The following is a 21,381-nucleotide window of genomic DNA, read 5'->3' as shown; positions in this document are numbered from 1 at the left end:
ACGCAGAGCGACCGATTGCGTCCGGATCCAACTTGAAAATTTGGCGGGAGGCTCGAAATGCCTGACTCGTTGCTTGGCGCTGCACGTCCCGGCGCGATCGCTGTCGCTGGCGCTGAAGCCCGGATGTTCGAGCGGGGAATCTCGCTCACAAGCTCGCTCGGCGAGACGACGCTCCTCTACAATTTTCCGAGCTTGCTCCGGCCCATGATCCACACCGGGGGCGACCGGCCGCCGGTCTTCCGGTCCGGCGTTCATGTGAGGCATGCGGCCGGCCAGCTCGACCCATTGAGGCCGGCGCTCACTGGCCTGCTCGAGGGCCGCATGTTCCTCCGCCAGAAAGGCCAGACCTCCCCGGCGGCTGCGCTGAGATTGGCCGACGCCGCGCCCTTGCAGGCGGGAGGAGGCTCGGCCTTCCAGGTCGAAGGCGACGGAATCCTGGCGCACAGGCAAATCTACGACGTCGTGATCCGCACGGACGACGGGATCGACCAGGTCGTGGCGCCCAACGCCCTGTACTACCGCGACGACTGGTCGAACTTCGCCATCGCGCACATCACCGACATGCATGTGGCGCGGCGCATCGACCGGTTCCGGGGGCTGTTGAGGCAGGCCGGCCTGGATGAGGCCGCCGACCGGATGCTCAACTGGAACGACCGCTTCCGCGGCTTCGTCAAATTCGCGAACTCTCTCCACGACCAGGGCAAGCTGGACCTGATCCTCGCGACCGGCGACCTCTTCGACTACATCCACGAGGATGACGACGACCCGGCCGGGGGCGGCAACGCCGAGTTCCTGCGCCAGCTGATCCTGGGCAGCGCGCCGGGTCCCGACTTCCCTGACGTCGAGCCGCTCCGGGTTCCCATCTATGGCGTTCCCGGCAATCACGACTACCGCAAGCATCCCTACCGTCTGATCTTCGACCTCAGCCTCGTGCTTCAATTCACAGACATTGGACTGAAGGACATCGAGCGCGTCAGGAACTACTCGGGATACCTGCTTCGAAGCGACGAAGCGCAGGAGTTGGCCAACCGCCTGGAAGGCGGCGCCGGAACCGACATCCCGAACTACTCCGCCAGCGACGCCGGCCGGATGGTGGCGATCGACCACGAGAACCCCGCGTACGAGGCGCACCTGGGGCCAAGGGGCTCATATGTCGTGGCGCTGGGCCCCCACAAGATCGCGATGCTCGACACCGAGTGGGACGAGGGCGTCATGGAAAGCCTCAGCGACGGCATCCGGCACGTCCTGGGCCAGACCAGCGAGGACGAGCGAACCTTCATCGGCGGATCACCGAACTCGCATGGGATCGAGGACGCCGAGTACGACCTTACGCGCGCTGCGCTGGGCCAGGTCTCGAACGACGCGCTGTTCATCGTCGGCCTGCATGCGCCGCTGCTCAATCCGACCGCATATCCGTACTTCCTGCGCGAGACGATGCGGCCGTCTCAGCCCGATCAGACCGAAGCGTTCCTGGCGGGGGAAGACGATGCCGAGCGGGACGATATCCGATCCTCGCATCCGACCTGGTTCCGCCCGCCGAACGATCATCGTGACACCCGGTGGGTGAAGCGCGTGGACGCCGCCGACAAGCTGGATTTCGGCGTTGCGCGTGGACGCGGCGAAGACCTGATCAAACTGCTGGCGGGGGTTGACGCGCCACGGCCGGCCAACCTCGTCCTCGCCGGCCACACGCACCGCCACAACGAGTTCGTCGTCCGACATGACGAGGGCGGCCAGTTGGCCTTCTACATGGATTTCTACACCCAGAATCCGGGGGCCTATTATCCGACGCGCTACATGAAATCTTGGAAGAACGGCGAGGCCCCCGCCACTGACGTCACCTATGTCGAGGTCGTCCCGGGGAGTTCGCCGGAGTTCAGGCCCTGGAGCGCGCCGACAGGCCGCGCATACGCCAAGGTCCTGGAGACGCCGCCCTACCCTACCCCGCTGAACGACAGCCCCAACGCCGCCGACTGGTGGGCGCTCCACCGCCCCCTGATCCTGCAGACCGGCGCGCTCGGACCGAACGAGAATTCCAGCGTCAGCTTCAGCGGCTTCCGGATCGTCACGGTCGAGAACAACGTCATCGCCAAGATCAACTTCATCTCGTCTGACCGCCTGCAGCAGGCGAACTATCAGCTGACATGGGAAGATGCGGTCAAGACCGACCCGCCAAGCTCCCAGGCCTTCGTCGGGCGATCCGAACAGTACGGCCTGCCTGCGGCGGCTGGCGATCCCACCGCCTGCGTGATGGCCGAGGGCGTGTACGACATCATCTATCGGGACGATCGAAATCGCCTGCTCGAGCTCTGGAAGGACACGAAGAACGGCGCTTCCGGAGCCGGAAACCTGACCGAAGTCGCGCAGGCCCCGCCCGCGATCGGCTCGCCGATCCCGTACATGAACACCAACGCCAACCAGCTGATCGTGCCCTATCGCGCCGCCGACGGCGGACTTCATTCCGTCTACTCAGTCCCGGGCGGGACCGGGCATGACGACCTGGGCGGCGTCGCCAACGCGCCCAAGGCCGCGGGCGATCCGGTGGGCTTCTACACGGCTGAAACCGACCTGCACCACGTCATCTACCGGACCAGCGACGGGCACCTGCACGCCATTTACTGGCAGGGAAACAACGCCGCCGCCCACGAGGACCTGTTCTGGTCCAGCTTCCCGCCGGCGACCGGCGATCCGGCCCCCTATTCCGGCGGCGGCGCCAACATCATCGCCTACCGCGGCGCGGACGGAGAGATTCACAGCCTGTACTGGAGCGGCGCCGGGGCAGCCGCGCACGACGCACTGTCGGCCGTGGCCCAGATGCCTCACGCCGCGGGCGATCCGGTCGCCTACCACTACGCTTCGGGCGCGGACTCCGTGAACCAAGTCACCTACCGCGCGGTGGACGGTCAGGTCATCGAGCTCTGGTGGGTCGGAGCGGCGCCTGTCCAGGGGTGGAGCGTCAACGGCTCCATCGGCGCGCCACCGGCCGCCAGTGACCCGGCCGCCTACTACAACTCCGAGAGCCAGAAGAAGCACGTCGTCTACGCGTCGGCTGACGGCCATGTTCACGAAGTCCGCTGGACGCCTGGGCAGCCGCCGGAGCATCTGGATCTCACGGCCCAAGCGAACGCCCCGCTTGCGTCGGGCCGGCCCGCGGCGTTCTTCGTGGCGTCCTCGAACACAAGGCACGTCGTCTACCGGTCGCGCGACAACCAGATCATCGAGATCGTCCTGAAATATCGCCGCGCTTTGCCGGAGTTCGGCGGCGGCGCTGGCGGCGGAGTGGTGGTGAACGCCTGAGCTTGCCCAGGCCGCGCAGACGGCTGCCCCCCGGCAGGCAGTGCTCCTGACTAGCAGCCCGGGAGCATGCGGCCAGACGTCGCCACCGCAATTCGGCGCCCCGATGCGGGCCTCCTCGACAGACTAGTCGACGATATCGACGACAGCGCCGACCGCGCCGCCGATGGCCGCGCCCTTTCCGGCGTTGCCTGACAGGCTTCCAATTCCGGCCCCGACAACGACGCCCGTGGCGGTGGCGCAGGCGACGAGTAGGGCGCTCAATGCGATCGCGGCGAAGGTGAAACCGATCTTCTTCATGTCGGCGGTCCTACTTGGCCGGAGGAAGTTGGGGCTTGGCGATCTCTCGCCAGACCACGGACAGTACGGGCTTGTTCAACTGGGTCGGGTTGGCGCGGTACCAGCCATCGACCAGACGGATGGCTTCCTCGACATCGGAATGCTTGAGGGCGCGCTGCGCGGTCCGCGAGAACGTATTCTCGGAGCCCGGCAGGTTCTTGGCGTCCCAGGCGGCGCCGACGGAGATCATGTTGGAGACGCCGGCCAAATAGGCCCGTTGCTGTTCGATCGAGGAGCGGTTCCAGTCGTTACCGTCGGCGAGGTGGGTGAGGATCGGCTGCGCGGCGGCGGGCCAGGCCGCCAGGAGTGCGACGGCGACGATCAGGGGGAAGCGGCGACCCATACGCGGTTCCTTCTTCGAGCGATGGCGCGTGCTTGCCACCACCGCTCTACGACTGCGCCACGCGGTGTTCGATCGGGCAAAACCCCGATGGGGGCGGGCGCAGCCGCCGGAGAGCTGCTCCTGCAGAGCAGACCTGCGCCCGGCCGGACCCCCGCTCCCTAAGACGCCACGCAGGTCGACAGGTTCACCGGGCCGGTCGGCAGCCGCTTCCACTCGCCGCCGACTTTCTGGAACTCGGCCGTGGCCGAGGCCGGGCGGTATTCGGCGCGGCCTGCGTCCCAGCCTTCCCAGCCCATGGCCACCGCCACCTTGGCCGAGACGCCCTTGGCCGCTTCGTCCGGGGCGATGTCGCGCTCGCCCTTGCAAGCGATCTCGAAGGCCCGGCACTGCTGGCCCTCCGCCCTGCCCTTGCACTGCGCGTCGCCGTCCTTGATCTGGGCGTGCCAGCCGCGGATCGCGCCGTCGAGACCGGCGTACTTGTCGCCTCCTTGCGCGCCAGCGGCCTTTTCGCCGCCCTGGCAGGCCGCCAGACCTAGCGCCGCGACCAGCATCGCCATGGGAAGTTTCGTCACCGTCTGCTCCGTTCAACGCGCGCCCGGGAACCTGCGGGCGCAGGGACGCAAGCCTTATGACCATGAACATGGCGCCCGCGTGACGACGGGTTTTGCGCCATTCAGCCTGCATTCAGCCGCGTTCTGGGAATGTGCTGCTCAGACCGGCCAAAAGGCCGGAAGGAGGCGCAAAATGCGTAAGATCTTCACAGCAGCCGTGGCGGCTTTGACGCTCGCCGGCGCCATGGCCTCCGCGACCACCCCGGCCCAGGCCCAAGTCTACGGCTACGACGACGACGATGACGACGAGGTCGTCGCGGCGATCGTCGGCGGCGTGGTCGGCCTCGCTCTCGGCGCCCTGGGCAGCCGCTACCTCGGCAACAACTACTCCCAGCCCTACTATGGCGGCCAACCCTATAGTGGAGGCGGCTACTACGCCTCCCAGCCCTACGCCGCGCAGCCCTACGCCGCGCAGCCCTATTACGGGAATGACTACTACCCCGCGGCGCAAGCCTACGCCCCGGCCTACGGCTACGCCCAGCCGCGGGTGTGCACCACGAGCCAGCCGGTCTACGATCCCTATAGCGGCCGCCGCGTGGTCGTTCAGCGCCAGTACGCTTGCTGAGGCGGGTGCTAGCGGGGTCCTGAGGTCAGGGCCTCGCGCACCACCGCCTGGAAGTCGAAGACCGACATCTGCTGGCCGGAGACGCGCAACGGCTTGCCGGCGCAGACGCGCTCCAGCAGCTCGAAGCGCTCGTCGCCCGGATTGACCTGCTGCCAGGGGCCGGGGTTCTCGACGGCGCGCAGGGTCGCGCCCTGGGCCGAGACGAAGCGGCGGGAGAGGTCGCGGGTGCGGCCCATGCCGCAGCCGAACTCGCGGTAGGTGGCGACCATGGTCGCCCCGTCCATCGGATGGGCGACGATCAGATAGACCCAGGCCTGCGCGTCGATCCCCTTCCGGGTCACGCTGCCGACGTCATAGACCAGGGCGCTCTCGCCCTTCTTGAAGCTGATCGGTTCGAACGGCGCGCCGTGCGCCTCTTCCGCCGCCCAGATCATTACGGCGGCCAGTGCGGCCGCTCGCATCATCTTGGACTTCATCCCACAGCCCTCCGGCGAGCTGGACCCGTCGTAGTGGGACACTAAACGCCCTCATCCCGAGGATGGTTCAGGAGCGGCGCTAGCCAAAGAAAAGCGCCGCCGGCCGGGGCCGACGGCGCCTTCAGTCAGCGATCAGGCCTTAGGCGAGCGCGAGCGCCGCCTTGCGACGGCTGCTGCGCACGGACGAACCGGCCAGGCCAAAGCCCACGATCATCATCGCCCAGGTCGCCGGTTCCGGCACGCCGGTGGCGATGTTGTCGAGCTCGAACGAGTTCTGCGACGAGGTGAACTCCACCGACGAGACGCGCGCGCCGTTGAAGTAATAGGTCATCCGACGGCCGACCGATTGGTTGCCGTTGAACGCGCCCTGCGCCAGCTGGACACCGCTGAGGATGTCGAAGCCGCCGCCGACGTAGTTGAACCGGATCTGGTTGTAGTCGTCCGGCGAGCCCATGAAGATGCTCAGCTTTTCGATTTCCGGGGTGGTCAGGACCGCCTTGCCGCCGCCGAGGACGGCCAGGTAGTTGCTGGTGGTGCCGGGCGGCGGCGCCGAGATGCCCGAAATCAGGCCGTCCGCGCCGTCATAGATGCCCGCGCCGCCCGACAGGGTCAGGCCGTAGCCCGAGGCCTGAAGGCCGTCGAAGTCCCAGACCAGGGTCTGGCCCGCCGGAAGCGGCAGGTCGTCGTTGCTCGCGCTGACCGAGACGGCCGCCTGGGCGGCGCCAGCGGTGGCGAGCGCGGCCAGGGCGGCGACCAAGGTCGCCTTAATAGTGGTGTTCATAAGCTTACCCCTCCATTGGCCCGCTAAGGCCGCGTTAGAACCTGTGTCAAAATCACACAACTCGAGGTACACCCTGGCCTGGCGCGCAATCTGCGGGCCAACCCGGGCCTAAGTCGCTTGACCCGCCAGCCGCGGCCCTATCCTCTCGGTTGTGTCGGGCGCAGCGTGGCTGAAGGATTGTGACGGGACCGCAGACATCAGCGCGTGAGGCCGAGGCGGCGTGGCGGACGGCGGGGCCGGTGCTCACCGCGCTCAAGCAGGCGCCGCTCGGCATCGCCATCTTCGACCGCCAGATGCGCTACCTGGCCGCGTCCAGCCGCTACCTGACCGAGCAGGGGCTGCCGGGCGACCTGCCGCTGGTCGGGCGGCTGCACTACGACGTCTTCCCCGAGGTGCCGGCGCGCTGGCGCGAGCTGCACGCCCAGTCGCTCGAGCAGGGGGCCGAGCTCAGCCACGACGCCGACCCCTTCCCCCGCGCCGATGGCACGATCGACTGGATCCGCTGGTCGCTGAAGCCCTGGCGCGACGACGCCGGCGAGATCGGCGGCCTGGTGCTCTACACCGAGTTCGTCACCCCCAGCGTCGAGGCCAGGGCCCGGCTGGTCGCCGCCGAGGCCCGCTACCGCGCGGTGTTCGACCAGGCGGCGATGGGCGTGGCCCGCGTCTCGCCCGAGGGCCGCTTCCTGGAGGTCAACGACCGCTTCTGCGCCATGCTCGGCTACGGGCCCGACGAGCTGAGCCAGATGACCTTCCAGCAAATCACCCACCCCGACGACCTGGGCAACAACCTGGTGCTCACCCAGGCCCTGCTCGCCGGCGAGATCGAGACCTATTCGCTGGAGAAGCGCTACATCACCAAGGCCGGCGGCGAGATCTGGAACAACCTCACCGTCTCGCTGGTCCGCGACGCCGACGGCGCGCCCGACTACTTCGTCTCGATCATCGACGACATCGGCTCGCGCAAGCAGGCCGAGGTCGAGCAGAAGCGCTACCAGGGCCAGCTGCGGCTGATGATCAACGAGCTGAACCACAGGGTGAAAAACACCCTGGCCACCGTGCAGTCGATGGCCTCCCAGACCCTGCGCGGCGAGCCCGATCCCAGCGTGGTCTACGAAAAGTTCGAGGCCCGGTTGCTGGGCCTGTCCCTGGCCCACGACGTCCTGACCCGCGAGCGCTGGCACGGCGCGGACCTGTGCGAGGTGGCCGAGCGCGCGCTCGGCCCGTTCACCAGCGCCGCCTCCGGGCAGGTGGCGATGACCGGCCCGACCGTCTGGCTCGCGCCCGGTGCGGCGCTGTCGATGGCGCTGATCTTCCACGAGTTGGCCACCAACGCCGTGAAGTACGGCGCGCTGTCGGCCGAGACCGGCCGCGTCGACATCTCCTGGACCCTGGGCGAGGCCGACGAGACCCTGACCCTGACCTGGGCCGAAAGCGGCGGCCCCCCGGTCGCCCCGCCGACCCGCAAGGGCTTCGGCACCCGGCTGATCGAGCGCGGCCTGCGCGGCGAGCTGCGCGGGACGGCGGCGATGACCTACGCCCCGGCCGGCTTCGTCTGCGTGATGACCGCCCATCTGCCGCCGCCCGAGGACGCGCCGCTGTTCGAAGGCTGAGCGGCCCCGCCGAATTTGTCGCAGCGCCGCCACGCCCGACTCGCCGCTAAAGCTTGGCCCGAGGGGACGCGTCATCACGGAGGCCACATGGCCGCCTCGCCCCTGCGCGCGCTTGCCGCAACTCTCGTCCTCGCCCTGCTCAGCCCCGCCGCCGCCCACGCCGGCGCGCTGGAGGACCATGTGCTGGCCGAGCTCAACTACGCCCGCGCCAACCCCGCCCGCTACGCCCGCGAACTGGCCAGCGCCGCCCAGGACGGCCGCTACGGCCTGCTGCGCGACGAGGACCCGCGGGTGGTCGCCGAAGCCATCGACTTCCTCCGCGGCCAGCCGCCGCTGCCCAAGCTCGCCCCGCACCAGGGCCTGGCCGCCTCGGCCGGCGCCCATGTCCGCGCCCAGTCGCGCCGCGGCCTGGAGGGCCACGGCGGCGGCGGCGGCGGGCTCTCGGCCCGGCTGCAGGGCCAGAGCGTCTACGCCGGCCTCACCGCCGAGGCGATCTCCTACGGCTACGCCGACCCGCGCGAGGTGGTCGCTCAGCTGATCGTCGACAGCCGGGTCGCAGGCCGCGGCCATCGCAAGACCCTGTTCGGCCGCGCCTGGCAGGCGGCCGGCGTCGCCTGCGGCCCGCACAGCGCCTATGGCGCCATGTGCGTCATCGACTTCGCCGGGGCGATGGTGCAGCGCTGAGCAAACCAGCGCCCCTCGCCCCTACATTTGACGCCCGTCTAGGCGCGGCCCGATCGAGCGCCCTAGACTGCGTGGCGATGCTTCGCCTCTCAGTACTGCTTGCCCTCGTCCTCGCCGCCTGCAGCGCCCCGCCGCCTCAGGACCAGGCCCGCCTCACCATCTGGCCGCAACCCGGGAACATGCCGGCCTTCGGCGACAAGGCCGAGCTCGGCCCCTCGGAGATCGCCGACCTCACCGAGTACGTCCTGGCCCTAGCCGGGACCCCGCGCGACCCGGCCGCCGTGATCCGCGCCGTGCCGCTCTACCAGATCCACTGCGCGTCCTGCCACGGCCTCGGCGGAGAAGGCGCAGACATGCTCGGAACCCCCGACCTCTCCCGCCGCCAGTTCCGCTATGTCGCCGGGCCCGAGGACATCCGCATGCAGATCTGGCACGGCTCCGACGGCCGCGGCCCGGTGCGCGAATCCGGCGTGACCAAGGCCTGGCCGAACGGCTGACTCAGCACTTGCGTACGCGGCGAAAGCAGACGATCTCGCCAGCAGCCCGGACGGAGACCCGCAGATGAGCCACCTCGAACGTCGGAGCCTGATCGTCGGCGCAGGCCTCGCCCTCGCCGCGCCGCGCCTGGCCATGGCCGCGCCCGGCAAGCCGCGCGTGGTCATCAAGACCGGCCGCGGGTCGATCATCGTCGAGCTCGAGCCGCGCCGCGCCCCGATCACCACCGCCAACTTCCTGCGCTATGTCGACGCCAAGTCCTATGACGGCGGGACATTCTTCCGCGCCGCCCGCACGCCGGGCGTGGCCAAGGACGGCACCATTGTCGGCGCCCCGGACGCCAAGGTCCGCCCGTTCCCGCCGATCGCCCACGAGAGCACGGCCAAGACGGGCCTCAAGCACCTCAACGGCACGATCTCGCTCGGCCGCTTCGCCACCGGCACCGCGACCAGCAACTTCTTCATCTGCGTCGGCGACCAGCCCTATCTGGACGCCAACCCCGCCGCCAAGGGCGACAACCTCGGCTACGCCGCCTTCGGCCAGGTGGTCGAGGGCATGGCCGTGGTCGAGAAGATCCTCTCCTTGCCGACCAACGGCGACACCAAGTTCAAGGACCAGCGCGGCCAGTGGCTGAAGCCTCCGGTCCCGATCGTCACCATGCGCCGCGCCTAGTCGCCGCCGGTCAGCCGCGCGATGGCCGCCGCCTGGTCGCCGGTCACGAAGTTGACCACCTCGATGGCGAAGGGCTGCGGCCCGCCCTCGCCCTCGCCCTCCCCGCTCTCGGGCATCGGCCCCAACAGCCGCCGCAGGCCGTACTTCTTCGGCTCGATCCGCGCCGCATAGCGATTGAAGGGTGGCGATGCGCAGCCGGTCGGACCGCACCGTCGCCTCGGTCGTATCCAACGCCACGTCCAGGGTCAGTTCGTGAAACAGGTCGGCGGACAGTTCCTTGGCCCGCAGGTACTGCTCGCGAAACTCGTCGTCGAGCCGCACCCAGCTATGCAGCGTGCCGGTGCAGGGCATATGCGGCTCCGAACAGATCGCCAGAACCGTCTCCCCGGCCGCGATCCGCGCGCAGATCTCCTCGGCCAGCTCCGGGGTCAGCATCGAGGCGCTGCCGCCCCGCCGCCCACCGGCCTTGTGCAGCCTGGCACGCCAGATCCGGCCCTCGTCAGCCGCCCGCGTCGCGGCGATCCGCACCCGCCGCCCCTGCAGCTTGGCCGCCGCCAGCTGCGCGGCGAACACCGGATCGCGCGCCGCCCAGTCGCCGAACGTCCGCCGCGACGGCATCCCCGGCTCGCGCGCCAGCGCATGCGCGCTCTCGCCCGCCGCCAGCCGCGCACAGATCTCCCGCCCAAGCTCCGCCGTGAACCGCACGCAAGCGGCCTTGCCCCCAGCGCTCAGCGCCGGACTCAACTCCTCGGGCATCCCGCCCCCACATCAGCAAATGAGAAGCGAACATACTCTCACTGACACCCCGCCCGGTCAAGAACAAATCACGAACATTGCGACGATCCACCACGCCGCCGCTCGCCGCCATCGTCGGCTCCTGCGCAACGGCTCCCCGCACGAGCCATAACCTTGAGGAATAGCGGCGGCCTATTAGCCGCATTTCACAAATCGCCGAGGTCGCGCCACAGCTGTGAAGGCGACAACCTCGCCAGAGACGAGATCGAGTTCGGAGGGCAAGCACGATGCATCTGAGGGGCCTCAGCCCAGATGAGCGGCCGGGCCGAGCGCCGCTCGAGCCGCGGTCCTTCGCAGAACGCCCGGATCTTGTCCCCGAGGCCTTCCGGGCGACCTCCGAGCAGCTCCTCGCCGCGCGTGACGAAGAGCGCCAGCGCATCGCCATCGAACTGCACGACTCGACCTGCCAGCATCTGGTCGCCATCAGCCTGGGTCTGGCCAAGCTCCGGCTGGTCGCGCCGCACCAGGTCACGACCACGATCATCGACGATATCGCGATCTCGCTGAACGAGGCCCTCAAGGAGACGCGCGTCCTTTCGTATCTCATGAAGCCGCGCGACCTCGAGCTCAATGGACTGGCGGCGACAGTCCACCAGTTCCTGCTGGGGTTCGCGCAGCGCACCGGACTGGAGGTCAGACTGGAGGTGGAGGGCGCGGTGGATGGCCTTCCCCCTTCGCTGCAGCACGCCGCGCTGCGGATCGTCCAGGAGGCGCTGATGAACGCCCATCGGCACGCGCGGGCGCGCCGCGTCTTCGTCGAGCTCACCGTGAGCCATGCACAGCTGACCGTGTCCGTCGCCGATGACGGCCGCGGCATGCAGGCCGATCAGGGCCAGCCTCGCGTCGGCGTCGGCATCCCCGGCATGCACGCCCGCGCCCGGCAGTTCTCCGGCCATCTGACGATCTCGAGCGATGAGTCCGGAACCCGCGTCGTAGCGGCGCTGCCGTTGGCCTGAGCTGCCGGGGCTACTCGCGTCCCTGCCGCATCGCCTCGCCAAGCTCGACGACATAGTTGGTGATCTTGGCCAGGATGGGCGAGAAGCTGGCCGCCTGGGTGGTGTAGCAGCCGTAGCTGATCGCGCCCGTCCACCTCACGTCCAGCCGGACCAACGTCCCACTCTGAAGCGCCTCCCGAACGAAGAAGGCGGGGGCGATCAGCGCGGCGTGCCCGGCGAGCACCAGCGGCATGAGCGCCTCGAAGTCGTTGGCCGTATAGGCGTCGAGGTTGGCCGACGGCCATCCCAGGAACGTCGAGGCCGTGTAGCCCGCGAAGCTTGGCCCCGCGCACGGAAATTCGGCGAGGCGTTCGATCGAGATCGCCCGCTCGGAGGCCAGCGGATGGCCGGGCGAGGCCACGAACATCAGCTCGGCCTGCAGCGCTTCGACATAGGCCAGCGAGCTGTTGCTCGCGTCGGCCGAGCAAAGCACCAGGTCGAGTTCGCGGGTCTGGATCAGCGGCAGCAGCCGATTGCCGGCGCCGAGCTCGATCTGGAGCCGCAAACGAGGATGCGCCTCCACGATCCTCAACAGAAGCCGAGGCAGCAGCGTGTCCTTCAGCAGGGTTCCCACCCCCAGCCGGACAGCGCCCGCGTCGCCGCCTGCCACTAGCGCCGCGTCCCGTGCCAGGTCCTGCGTCGCCGCCATCACCCGTTCGGCGCGCTCGGCGATCATCTCGCCCATCGGTGTGAGTTCCGACCCCGTCGAGGTGCGCGTGAAGATCGTCAGGCGTAATTCGTCCTCGACCTTGGCCATGCTCTTCGACAGCGCCGGCTGGGCGATGTGCAACGCCTCGGCCGCCTTGGCGAAGCTGCCGTGATCGCGGATGGCGAGGATCTGCCGGAGGTGACGGATGTCCATGGGCCTGTCGACTGTCGCGGAATACTGTCGATGCCTACCAAGGCGCGTCTTCGACAGGCGTTTGTGCAAGAACAGCACGCCAGCCGTCTGCCTGCCTAGAGAAAAGCCGATCGGCGGGCCGCCCCCGCCCGCTGTCGCCGCGCCGCCTTTGCTTTATATTGACCCGCGAAAGTCGAATATTGTCCCAGGGGGCTGACATGGTTGCGATCCCGCACTCCGCTGGCGACATAGACGCCGCCTGGCTGCGCGCCTCGGTGCGGCCGCCGGACGCGGCGGCCTTCGCAAGCCTGACCACGGTCAGGGCCGAACGGCTTGGCGAGGGCGTCGGCATGGCGTCGGACCTCCATCGCCTGCGCCTCGGCTATGGGCCAGGTGCGCCGCCGGGGCCAGCGACCCTGATCGCCAAGCTGCCCTCGTCCATTCCTGAGGTGCGGGATATGGCCCGCGGCTGGGGCCAATATCAGCGCGAGGTGCTGTTCTATCGCGACATCGCCGCGACCGTCGCCATGCGAACGCCGAGGGCCTACGTGGCTGAGTTCGACCCGGAGACCCAGCGGTTCGTGCTGGTGATGGCGGACCTTTCTCCCGCCACCGACGGCAACCAGGTCGCGGGACTGTCCCTGGACCACGCACGCCTGGCGCTGAACGAGATCGCCACCTTGCACGCGAGCTGGTGGAACCGGCCCGAGTTGGCGGCCCTGGAAGCGAGCATCCAGCCCTTTGGAGAGGGTCCCTGGGCCGGAGCTGGCGCGCGTCACGCCGCCGCCTGGCCCGCATTCGAGACGTTCCTCGCCAGCCGAGCCTCGCCGGAGTTCCGCCGGGTCGCCGAGCGAATGGCCGCCGCCGTCGAGCCGATGATGGTCGATATCGCCAAGGGTTCGCGGACCCTCTGCCACGGCGACTTTCGCGCCGACAACCTGATGTTCGCGCCCGGCGAGGGCGGCCTGATCACGGTCGACTGGCAGGCTCCGCTGCAGGCGCGCGGCGCCTTCGACGTCGGCTACCTGATGTCGATGAGCCTGACGACGGACCTGCGGCGCGCCCATGAGGCGGACCTGTTGCACGGTTATCACGACCGGCTGGCGGCCGGCGGGGTGGAGGACTACGCCTATGACCAGTTCCACCACGACTATCGCCGCGGGCTGCTGATCGGCTTCACCTATGTCGTCCAGGGGGGCGCCGCCGCCGACCTCACGCACCCGGGCGCGGAGGCCCTGTTCGACAGCGCCGTCCGTCGCGTGGACGCGGCCGTGCAGGACCACGGCCTGGGCGAGTTCGTGAACTGAACGGCCGGTCGGCTACCGCTCGGTGAGCCGGCTCGCCACGCCGCGCCAATCGTCTCGAAGCTGGTCGCCGATCGCGCGGGCGTGCTCGCGGAGTTCCGCGACGATCGGCGAAAAGCTCGCCGCCCGCGTCGTGACGAAATGGTACTTCGCGTCAAATCGCCATTGGACGTCCAGGATCACCATTTCCTGGGCCTCCAGATAGGGCTGCACGACGAATGTCGGCGCCAGGAGAACCGTGTCGCCGCTCAGCACGAGGGGCAGCAGGAGTTCGTAGTGGCTGGCCGTATACATCGCCAGATTCTCGCTCTCCATCCCGAGCAGCCTTGCGTTGCTCGATCCCGGTGATTGAGAGCCGCCGCACCTGAATTCCGCCAGTCGCGCGATGGAGATGTCCTGCTCGTGCGCCAGCGGATGCGACGGGCTGGCGACGAGAATGGCGGGCGTCTCGAGGATGGTGTCGCGGATGTGGGCTTCAGGCGGGTATTGGCCGGTGATCACCACATCGAGTTCGCGCTCCTCCAGAAGCGGCAACAGCCGGGCGCTCGCAGCGACCTCGGCATGTACCCGAAGACCCGGATGGCGATGGACGACCCTCTGCACCAACGGCTGCAGCAGCGGCAAACTGAGCGCCGTGGTGCAGCCGATCCGGACGATCCCCGTCTCGCCGCCGGCCAGCAGGGCGGCGTCGCGCGCCAGGTCCCGGGTCTCCGCGATGACCGCGTCCGCCCGCTCGACGATGAGCTCCCCGATCGGCGTCAGCGCCGATCCCTTGGCCGTGCGGTCGAAGAGCTTGAGCTTCAGTTCATCCTCGAGCCGGGCCACGCTCTTGGAAAGGTTCGGCTGGGACACCCCGAGCGCGTCGGCGGCCTTGGCGAAGCTGCCGTGCTTCCGGATGGCGATCACCTGTTGGAGGCTTCGGATGTCCATGCCCACGGCTCTCGGCGACTGCTATTCCAGGAAGGTATAGCGCCACCCACTAAGCCGGCCATTCCGGTCGGGGCCCCTCCATGCGATTCCAGATACCAGCGTTCGCTATATAGCGCGACCGCGCCGCACCCCCCATGTTGCGGCTCGCGTAGGCGCCGGCGTCGAGGCCCGACATCGCCCCCGTCCGTCTCAGCGCCGGCGCCTGCGCAAATCCTCGGTCTGGAGACCGTCACGCCGAGCGAGAACCTCTCGCAGCGCGTCCAAAGCCGTGTTTCAGTCAACGAAACCGGAGCTCGCGCCCAAATGACCTCGCCCTCCACCCCCGTCGCCTTCATTCACGTCCACGACCGCGACCGCGCCCTGGCCTTCTACTGCGACCAGCTCGGCCTGAAGCTGCGCGACAGCAATGACTTCGGCGACACCCTGGAGACCGCCGGCGCCCTGCTGCGCGTCACCGTGATCCCCGACTACCAGCCCCACCCACACCCGGTGTTCGGCTGGAACGTCGAGGACTTCGCCGCCGCATTCGCCGACCTGCGCGCCCGAGGCGTCACCTTCACGATCTACGAAGGCATGGGCCAGGACCCCGACGGCGTCTGGACCGCCCCCGGCGGCGGCATAAAGGTCGCCTGGTTCCCCGACCCCGACGGCAACGTGCTCAGCCTGACGCGGGCCTAGGGCCAACTTCCCCGCATGCATGACTGAGTTGTTTTGAGCTTTTCGATCACTGCGCGAACGTAATTGAGTTCCCTCTCGGGTTGAGCGCCATTGCTCCTTGCAGTTGGCGCCACTATTGCACGCAAGTTAACGGATTCGGTGGGAGGCGCCGTTCTCGCGCAGCTTCGGCGCCCGGGACGGCCATGAAGGAGTGGGTATGAAGAAGTTTGTTAGTGCGGTTTGCGCAGGCGCCGCGCTTTTCCTGTCCGCCGCTGCGGCGGATGCGGCCACTGTGTTTGAGACGACGTTCCAGGGCGCGACCTTCACGGTCACTCAGAACAGCTCCACGAGCGCCACGTTCAATATCGCGGGCGTCAATGCGCTGACCGGCGACTGGGCCGGCGCGAAGTACCTCGGCGCTTTCTCGTTCAAGGGTATTGGCGCCAGCGCGCTGACCTCGACCCTTACCGGTGGCGGCCCCAGCGTGAATTCGGTCAGCGGCGGTCTTTCCGCCGGCGGCTGCAGCGGCGCCGGCGCGGGCTTCGTCTGCTTCGACTACGGCCCCAACATCGCGACCGCGGGCAAGACCAACCTGACGTTTGACCTGGTCGCGACCAGCGGGACCTTCAATTTCGCTGACACCGGCCCGCACCTGAAAATCCTGTGGTCCAACGACGGGACCGCGGATCGCAAGGTCGGCGACCTGTTCTCGCAGGACATTCCGGGTCTGCAGAGCGGCGTGCCGGAACCGGCCACCTGGGCGATGATGATCGCCGGCTTCGGCCTGGCTGGCGTTTCGATCCGTCGCCGCCGCGGGGCTCTGGCGGTCGCCTAAGACACGTCCAGTCTCTGATATTGGAAGCCGTCCCGCCATGCGGGGCGGCTTTCTTTTTGCCGCCTCGCCGCTCTCACCGCCCCGGGATCTCCAGAGCTTGTCTCCAAGCCAACGAGCATGGGTTGACGAGGGGGGCGGTCGCCGCAACTGTTTACCTTGCAGCTCCCACTATACGGGCGCGCATGAACGGGGGGCGTCAATGAAGGCCAACAGCTTCATCAGCTACTATCAGGTCTTGGAGCTAGGCCCGAGCGCCCACCCCAAGACGATAGCGCGCAAATTCCGCGACCTCGCCAGTCGGTACCACCCAGACAACCAGGCCACAGGCGATCGATCTAAATTTGAGTTGGTCTTGGAGGCCCACGACATCCTCAAAGATGCGATCAAACGTGAACGCTACCACGAGGAAAATCGGGATCACCTCCCTCCGCTATCGCATTCGTTCGACGACGCGGGGAATGGACCGGATGTGGTGGACAGTGCGAACGAAAATACACTTTCCGATGACGATCAATTCATAGACGGCATAGGCGTCGACAGAGACGTCGCTATCCAAAATAATCTTCTGACGATGCTGTATTTCCAGCGCCGAAGGAACATTAGAGAGCCGGGACTTGGCAACGCCGAGCTGGAACGCCTGTCAGGGTGCCCGCACGAGCATCTCGAGTTTCATCTTTGGTATCTGAAAGCAAAGGGTTGGATCGCCACCGGAGAAGACGGCCTGCTAGCCATCACTGTAGCTGGGGTCGATCACGCAGCTCTCATATACCAAGGCGAAAACGCCCGAAAACTCATCGTCGATCAAAGCTGAAAACTCACTCTGAGCCCTCTGCGGAGGAGCCGACGTTGCCAAGGTCGCCCTTCGGCCCGCGCGGGGCGGAGCTAGGCCCGCGCTCCAGCTTCTCCGCCTAGCGAGCGTTTCCGCTCAAGATTCCGTCAGAGATCGGCCCGCCATTGGCAGTCCCATAGCTCTCGTAGATCCTGTAGCGATCTGGCCTCAGGCCGCTCGATTCCGGAAACCAGAAGCGGATGGGCATTTCCGGCTGCGGCATAAGCATCATGGTCGCCGGACCTGGCTTTCGGCTCAGATCGGCAGCCAGATAGAAGTTGCCGGCGGCATGTCGGGTTTCCCCGCTCGCATCGGCGATCGAGATATCGAGATCGGCCACCACCAGCCGCCTCATCATGCCGGAGTCGATCTTGAAGCCCACGACGGCTTCCCAGTCCCCATCGTCCCCTTGGTTCATCGAGATGAGGCGGGCGTTGAACTTGTTCAGCTTCACAGGCTGTCCCGCAGGCACACCTGTCGGCTGAGGCAGGGGCGCGTAGGTCGGCCGGGTCGGTGGCGCGCCGGAGATGTAGAACTCCGCCGTCCCCGTGTCGCTCTTCACCAGCAGCCGAGCGGCGCTCACGCTGGCCGGCGGCTTGGGAAAGACCAAGGTCAGAACCGCCTGCTCTCCCTTTTGTAGCCGTCGGCCGTACTTCATGCGCTCGGCGCCAGAACGACCATAGTCGTTGCCGTCGGTGCGGTACTCGGCCCCGTCGGATCCAATCAGGACGAAGGTATTGTACGCCGTCTGCAGACTCATCCGTTTGTCGGCGTCGTTGCGAGCCGTCAGGGCCACCTCGATGGGCGCCGTCGGACCGCCACGGCGCCCGGCCGCATCGACCCGGTAGGACAATGCCCCAGCCCGAGTGAATGCGGTGCTGGCGACGCCGCCAGTCGTCTGCGGCAAGGCCTCCGCCGGAGCGTCTCCCCGCGCGTCCTTGCCCAGCGGCGTCAACGGGATCCGGATCGACTTCCCATCGACAAACTTGATCTTCAGCCCCTCCACCTTGGGCGTCTGCTCGATGACATTCCACATCTGGAGCTGCTGCTGGGCGGCCTTGTCGCCGACCTCGTACACATAGCGGACCGTGATCCGACCCTTGGGCGGAATCGGCGTATCGGGCAGGTAATGCCAGGGCGGCAACGCGTCCTGCGTCTGGTGGACATATCCAACACGCAGCGAAGCGATCGGGGAACCGTCCTTTCGTTCGACAAGCGCCCGCGCCGTCTTCTCGTTGAACGGGAGGTTCTGAGCGGTGTCGTTTCGGAAGGTCGCGGTGATGACCACATTGCGGCTCTTGCCGTCCGCCGCGCCATAGGCGACGTCGTCCAACCGCACGGCCCACATCTGGACGGGGTTGAAGCCGGTGTCGTCCAACAGCGCCGTCTCGTCCTTTTCAGGGGCGGCGTCCTTGGTCCAGTTCTCGCTTTCACCGATCTGCTTGAGAAACAGGCGGCGCCAGCCCCCGGCGTCGCCTCGCGCCAGGAAGAAGGCCGCGCCGGACTTGGCTCCGGACTCGCTCACGCCCTGCCAGCGGTTGCCGCCGTCCATTGACGTGAGGAAGCCCAGCATCGCGCTTTCGTACTTTCCAGGCGCGGTCGGCATGGCCGGCACGTTCACGCCCTTGGCCTTTAGCGCCGCCAGCAAGTCCTTGGCTCCCTGCTCGCTCAGGAACGCAATCTTGGTCATCTGGACGGTGTTGAACGCCGGCGGGAAGTCATCGATCTTGAAGCGTCGATCGGGAAACTGATTGGCTGGATCATCAATCTTCAGCACCTTGCGATTGAAGTCCCCGAGGCTGACCAGGGTCTCCCGCTGGCCGCCGTAGCCGCCCCCCGGCGCGTTCATGACCGGGTCGAAGTTCACCTCGGGCGCATTGATGTAGGCCGACCATTCGTCGAGCGAACGGCCGGTGGATTGCTTGATCATCCAATCCAGGGGGGCCTTGGTGAGCTCGCTGATCGCGTCAGTCAGCACCTTAGGCAGGATGCTCGCCGTGACCTTCCGGATGAAGACGACCGTGGCCACAGCGAAGTCCGGCGCGCCGGACATGCTGATCAGGTGATCTTCCAGGTACTTCGTGGCGACCGCTTTGGCCTGCTTGGGGTCGGCGTCGTTATAGACGATCGCCAGGGCGATCTGGTGGGAGACCTGTGGCCAGGCCCTCAGGCCCTCGTCGATATCCTCGATCCAGGCCTTCTTGTACTCGGCCTCCGGCCCGTTGGTCGCAGCGTAGGTGAGCCGCGAGGGGCCCGACCGCGACATCCGCTCGCGTTCATAGGCGTCGACATCCCGCTGTAGTCCATTGCGCAGTTGGGAGTAGATCGCCGGGATTGACGCCTTGTCGCCCGCCCCCTGCAACAGCCGCTGGTCCAGAGCCGAGTCGGGCGATCCGCGCACCATCTCGCGATAGATGAAGCCGTCGACGCCATCGATGCTGGCGCGGGCCGAGAAGCTCGGCGTGCGCTTGCCGACGTACCCTTCCAGGATGATGTGTTTGAGCGCGTTGCGAGGATCCGGACTGATTGCGAAGTCGCCGCCCGTATAGTGGTTCACGAAGGTGTGCATGAACATGTCGCCGGCGGCGTGCGTGACGTAGCCTGCGACGAATGCGCGGATCTCGGGCGTGTCGCTCGGGCGCAGTCCCAGGAGCACGGCGGCCTGGCTCTGCTCAAGTTGTCTTTGGGCTTCGCTCTTGGGGCCGTAAGCCTTGCGCCAGAGGTGGGTCAGCCAGGCGTCCGAGCCGCCGGCGCTCGGCAATTCTCCTTTCGCGGGATCACCGAGCAGGTTCTTGTTGGTGCCCGGGTGGATGAGCTGCTGGCCGGTTAGAATGTCCGGGTATGCGTCGGGACCGACGACGCCTGCGCGAAACTGCTCCGGCTTCTGGCGCAGTGCGGCCAGCACCGCAGGATTGACCTCGAACGTCCCGAGCGGCGCCAGGATCTTCCCTGTCGCGTAATCCGTCTCGTAGATCGTCACCTTGCCGTCGTCGACCGCGTCCATCCGCGCCTGCTCGGCCAGATAGATATGGGTCTTCGGCTTCCAGGCGGCGGCCGGCGTGGCGCCCAGCGCGCACATCAGCAAGCCAAGCCCCAGTCCGAGCACCGGACGGAGAATGTGGATAAGCTTCAAAATGGCCCTGCCCTCGCAACTGCGCGGGAGGGTCAATCACCCATTGGCCGGCGGCGCGACGGGAGCGCGACGAGGACGGTCGTGGCCGGGATGAGGACGGCCGCGTTCGCTACGCGGTCGAAGCATCGTGCTAGTCCAGCTCCGCTGCCATGGCGGCGGCAACTAGCCAATCCCCTGCGAGATTCAGGCGGGTTTCGCCGACGCGGCCTCAGAGATGCTGAGCGACGCCAAAACGTCTAGCAGAGAAAGCCGCCGGCCAAAGTGGCCCGGCGCTTAAAGCTAACACAAGTAATCCCCCTCATCGCGGTGCCTGACGCTCGCGCATTGCGCGACTGAATAGTCGCCGCGCAGATGAAGAGATTGTTCTACCAATCGTAAGACTGCCAGTATTACCTTTAACAACCTTTAATGCACAACCAATATCAGCAATTGATACGGCATAACTTGTGCATGAGGCATGTCTAAACAAGACCGTGTCTGTCCCGATTTGGCGCATGACGCTCCGGGACCGGCAAAACATCAGGGCGGGGTAATTCAAATGCCGATCACGACGGGCACGAATGGTATCGACAACTTGGTGGGCGGTTCTGGCGACGACAGCCTGAACGGCATGGCTGGCGCGGACAACCTGCAGGGAGGGTCCGGCGCGGACACGATGGACGGCGGCGCGGGCTTCGATCAGTTGTCCGGCGGCTCGGGCGCCGATGTCCTGATCTTCAAGGCCTTCGAGAACCTCACCGGGACCACCTTCAGCGGTGTTCAGTCGACCATCAAGAATTTCGCCGGTTACGACGTCTATGACGGAGACTCCGGCGCCGTGGCGCAATCGGTCGCCAAGGACTCGGTCCAGATTTGGCTCAGCCCGGCGGAACTGGCGAACAAGGCGATAATGGATGAAATCGCCTATGTGCAGAAGACTTGGCTGCCGGCCCAGCTGAACCGCAACACGGGCCAGGCGGGGAACGAGGTCTATCAGTTTCAGACGCTAAACCTGAAGATCGGCCAGGTGGAGAGCGTCGAGATCCGCAACCAGTTCGGCAACACGGACTACACGCCGCCGACCGCCACGATCCTGCTCAGCGACAGCGCGCTGAAGATCGGCGAGACCTCGACGGTGACCGTGACCTTCTCGGAGGCGGTCAGCGACTTCGACAAGACCGACCTGACGGCCCCGAACGGCGCGCTGGGGACC

General features: G+C 67.3%; 19 protein-coding genes and 2 pseudogenes. 12 read left to right on the top strand and 9 right to left on the bottom strand.

Features of this window, described 5'->3' with window-relative positions; genetic code table 11:
* Positions 1 to 57: 57 nt before the first annotated feature.
* Positions 58 to 3,297: a metallophosphoesterase gene (locus AC1DQJ_RS17065; protein ID WP_477605439.1), complete on the top strand. Its 3,240-nt coding sequence runs from the start codon at positions 58 to 60 to the stop codon at positions 3,295 to 3,297.
* A gap of 123 nt (positions 3,298 to 3,420) precedes the next feature.
* On the opposite strand, the gene AC1DQJ_RS17060 is transcribed toward AC1DQJ_RS17065, so the two are convergent.
* The 3 genes from AC1DQJ_RS17060 to AC1DQJ_RS17050 form a co-directional block, all read right to left on the bottom strand.
* Entirely contained in the window at positions 3,421 to 3,594 is a 174-nt protein-coding gene (locus AC1DQJ_RS17060) for a hypothetical protein (protein ID WP_477605437.1), read from the bottom strand.
* Positions 3,595 to 3,604: 10 nt separating this feature from the next.
* Positions 3,605 to 3,976, bottom strand: a complete 372-nt coding sequence (locus tag AC1DQJ_RS17055) for a hypothetical protein (RefSeq protein ID WP_477605435.1) — start codon at positions 3,974 to 3,976, stop codon at positions 3,605 to 3,607.
* Positions 3,977 to 4,134: 158 nt separating this feature from the next.
* Positions 4,135 to 4,548 carry a hypothetical protein gene (locus AC1DQJ_RS17050; protein WP_477605433.1) on the bottom strand — a complete coding sequence of 138 codons (414 nt, stop codon included), beginning with the start codon at positions 4,546 to 4,548 and terminating at the stop codon, positions 4,135 to 4,137.
* Between the two features lie 172 nt (positions 4,549 to 4,720).
* Here AC1DQJ_RS17050 and AC1DQJ_RS17045 point away from each other — a divergent pair, with 172 nt between their 5' ends.
* Positions 4,721 to 5,152 carry a hypothetical protein gene (locus AC1DQJ_RS17045; RefSeq protein WP_477605431.1) on the top strand — a complete coding sequence of 144 codons (432 nt, stop codon included), beginning with the start codon at positions 4,721 to 4,723 and terminating at the stop codon, positions 5,150 to 5,152.
* Between the two features lie 8 nt (positions 5,153 to 5,160).
* On the opposite strand, the gene AC1DQJ_RS17040 is transcribed toward AC1DQJ_RS17045, so the two are convergent.
* Together AC1DQJ_RS17040 and AC1DQJ_RS17035 are read right to left on the bottom strand one after the other, a co-directional pair.
* Positions 5,161 to 5,628, bottom strand: coding sequence for a hypothetical protein (locus AC1DQJ_RS17040; RefSeq protein ID WP_477605429.1), 468 nt, complete (start codon positions 5,626 to 5,628; stop codon positions 5,161 to 5,163).
* Between the two features lie 139 nt (positions 5,629 to 5,767).
* Positions 5,768 to 6,409: a PEPxxWA-CTERM sorting domain-containing protein gene (locus AC1DQJ_RS17035; protein WP_477605427.1), complete on the bottom strand. Its 642-nt coding sequence runs from the start codon at positions 6,407 to 6,409 to the stop codon at positions 5,768 to 5,770.
* Between the two features lie 239 nt (positions 6,410 to 6,648).
* Here AC1DQJ_RS17035 and AC1DQJ_RS17030 point away from each other — a divergent pair, with 239 nt between their 5' ends.
* From AC1DQJ_RS17030 to AC1DQJ_RS17015, 4 genes are all read left to right on the top strand, one after another.
* Positions 6,649 to 8,019, top strand: coding sequence for a sensor histidine kinase (locus AC1DQJ_RS17030; protein ID WP_477605425.1), 1,371 nt, complete (start codon positions 6,649 to 6,651; stop codon positions 8,017 to 8,019).
* An 87-nt stretch (positions 8,020 to 8,106) separates the two neighbouring features.
* Complete coding sequence (locus AC1DQJ_RS17025) at positions 8,107 to 8,703, top strand: CAP domain-containing protein (RefSeq protein WP_477605423.1); 597 nt, start codon at positions 8,107 to 8,109, stop codon at positions 8,701 to 8,703.
* A 77-nt stretch (positions 8,704 to 8,780) separates the two neighbouring features.
* Positions 8,781 to 9,200: a c-type cytochrome gene (locus AC1DQJ_RS17020; RefSeq protein WP_477605572.1), complete on the top strand. Its 420-nt coding sequence runs from the start codon at positions 8,781 to 8,783 to the stop codon at positions 9,198 to 9,200.
* Positions 9,201 to 9,264: 64 nt separating this feature from the next.
* Positions 9,265 to 9,870, top strand: coding sequence for a peptidylprolyl isomerase (locus AC1DQJ_RS17015; RefSeq protein ID WP_477605421.1), 606 nt, complete (start codon positions 9,265 to 9,267; stop codon positions 9,868 to 9,870).
* Between the two features lie 180 nt (positions 9,871 to 10,050).
* On the opposite strand, the pseudogene AC1DQJ_RS17010 reads toward AC1DQJ_RS17015, so the two are convergent.
* Positions 10,051 to 10,626, bottom strand: a pseudogene (locus tag AC1DQJ_RS17010) (terminase small subunit-like protein); the annotation flags it as partial.
* A gap of 266 nt (positions 10,627 to 10,892) precedes the next feature.
* On the opposite strand from AC1DQJ_RS17010, the gene AC1DQJ_RS17005 reads away from it, so the two are divergent.
* Complete coding sequence (locus tag AC1DQJ_RS17005) at positions 10,893 to 11,621, top strand: sensor histidine kinase (protein WP_477605419.1); 729 nt, start codon at positions 10,893 to 10,895, stop codon at positions 11,619 to 11,621.
* Between the two features lie 10 nt (positions 11,622 to 11,631).
* On the opposite strand, the gene AC1DQJ_RS17000 is transcribed toward AC1DQJ_RS17005, so the two are convergent.
* Positions 11,632 to 12,522 (bottom strand): LysR family transcriptional regulator, encoded by an 891-nt coding sequence (locus tag AC1DQJ_RS17000; RefSeq protein ID WP_477605417.1) that lies wholly within the window; start codon positions 12,520 to 12,522, stop codon positions 11,632 to 11,634.
* A 197-nt stretch (positions 12,523 to 12,719) separates the two neighbouring features.
* Here AC1DQJ_RS17000 and AC1DQJ_RS16995 point away from each other — a divergent pair, with 197 nt between their 5' ends.
* Positions 12,720 to 13,808 carry a phosphotransferase gene (locus AC1DQJ_RS16995; protein ID WP_477605415.1) on the top strand — a complete coding sequence of 363 codons (1,089 nt, stop codon included), beginning with the start codon at positions 12,720 to 12,722 and terminating at the stop codon, positions 13,806 to 13,808.
* Between the two features lie 12 nt (positions 13,809 to 13,820).
* Here AC1DQJ_RS16995 and AC1DQJ_RS16990 read toward each other — a convergent pair whose 3' ends face one another.
* On the bottom strand, positions 13,821 to 14,735 hold the full coding sequence (locus tag AC1DQJ_RS16990) for a LysR family transcriptional regulator (RefSeq protein ID WP_477605413.1): 915 nt from the start codon (positions 14,733 to 14,735) through the stop codon (positions 13,821 to 13,823).
* A 303-nt stretch (positions 14,736 to 15,038) separates the two neighbouring features.
* Here AC1DQJ_RS16990 and AC1DQJ_RS16985 point away from each other — a divergent pair, with 303 nt between their 5' ends.
* From AC1DQJ_RS16985 to AC1DQJ_RS16975, 3 genes and pseudogenes are all read left to right on the top strand, one after another.
* Positions 15,039 to 15,413, top strand: coding sequence for a VOC family protein (locus AC1DQJ_RS16985; protein WP_477605411.1), 375 nt, complete (start codon positions 15,039 to 15,041; stop codon positions 15,411 to 15,413).
* 715 nt (positions 15,414 to 16,128) lie between these two features.
* Positions 16,129 to 16,227, top strand: a pseudogene (locus AC1DQJ_RS16980) (PEPxxWA-CTERM sorting domain-containing protein); the annotation flags it as partial.
* 199 nt (positions 16,228 to 16,426) lie between these two features.
* Positions 16,427 to 17,038, top strand: coding sequence for a DnaJ domain-containing protein (locus AC1DQJ_RS16975; RefSeq protein WP_477605409.1), 612 nt, complete (start codon positions 16,427 to 16,429; stop codon positions 17,036 to 17,038).
* A 97-nt stretch (positions 17,039 to 17,135) separates the two neighbouring features.
* On the opposite strand, the gene AC1DQJ_RS16970 is transcribed toward AC1DQJ_RS16975, so the two are convergent.
* On the bottom strand, positions 17,136 to 20,189 hold the full coding sequence (locus AC1DQJ_RS16970; RefSeq protein ID WP_477605407.1) for a hypothetical protein: 3,054 nt from the start codon (positions 20,187 to 20,189) through the stop codon (positions 17,136 to 17,138).
* A 538-nt stretch (positions 20,190 to 20,727) separates the two neighbouring features.
* Here AC1DQJ_RS16970 and AC1DQJ_RS16965 point away from each other — a divergent pair.
* Positions 20,728 to 21,381 (top strand): Ig-like domain-containing protein (locus AC1DQJ_RS16965; RefSeq protein WP_477605405.1); only part of this gene is annotated, 654 nt, incomplete at its 3' end.

The sequence above is a fragment of the Phenylobacterium sp. P4_E10 genome (assembly GCF_056401675.1).
This window is presented reverse-complemented; position numbering and strand designations above follow the sequence as displayed.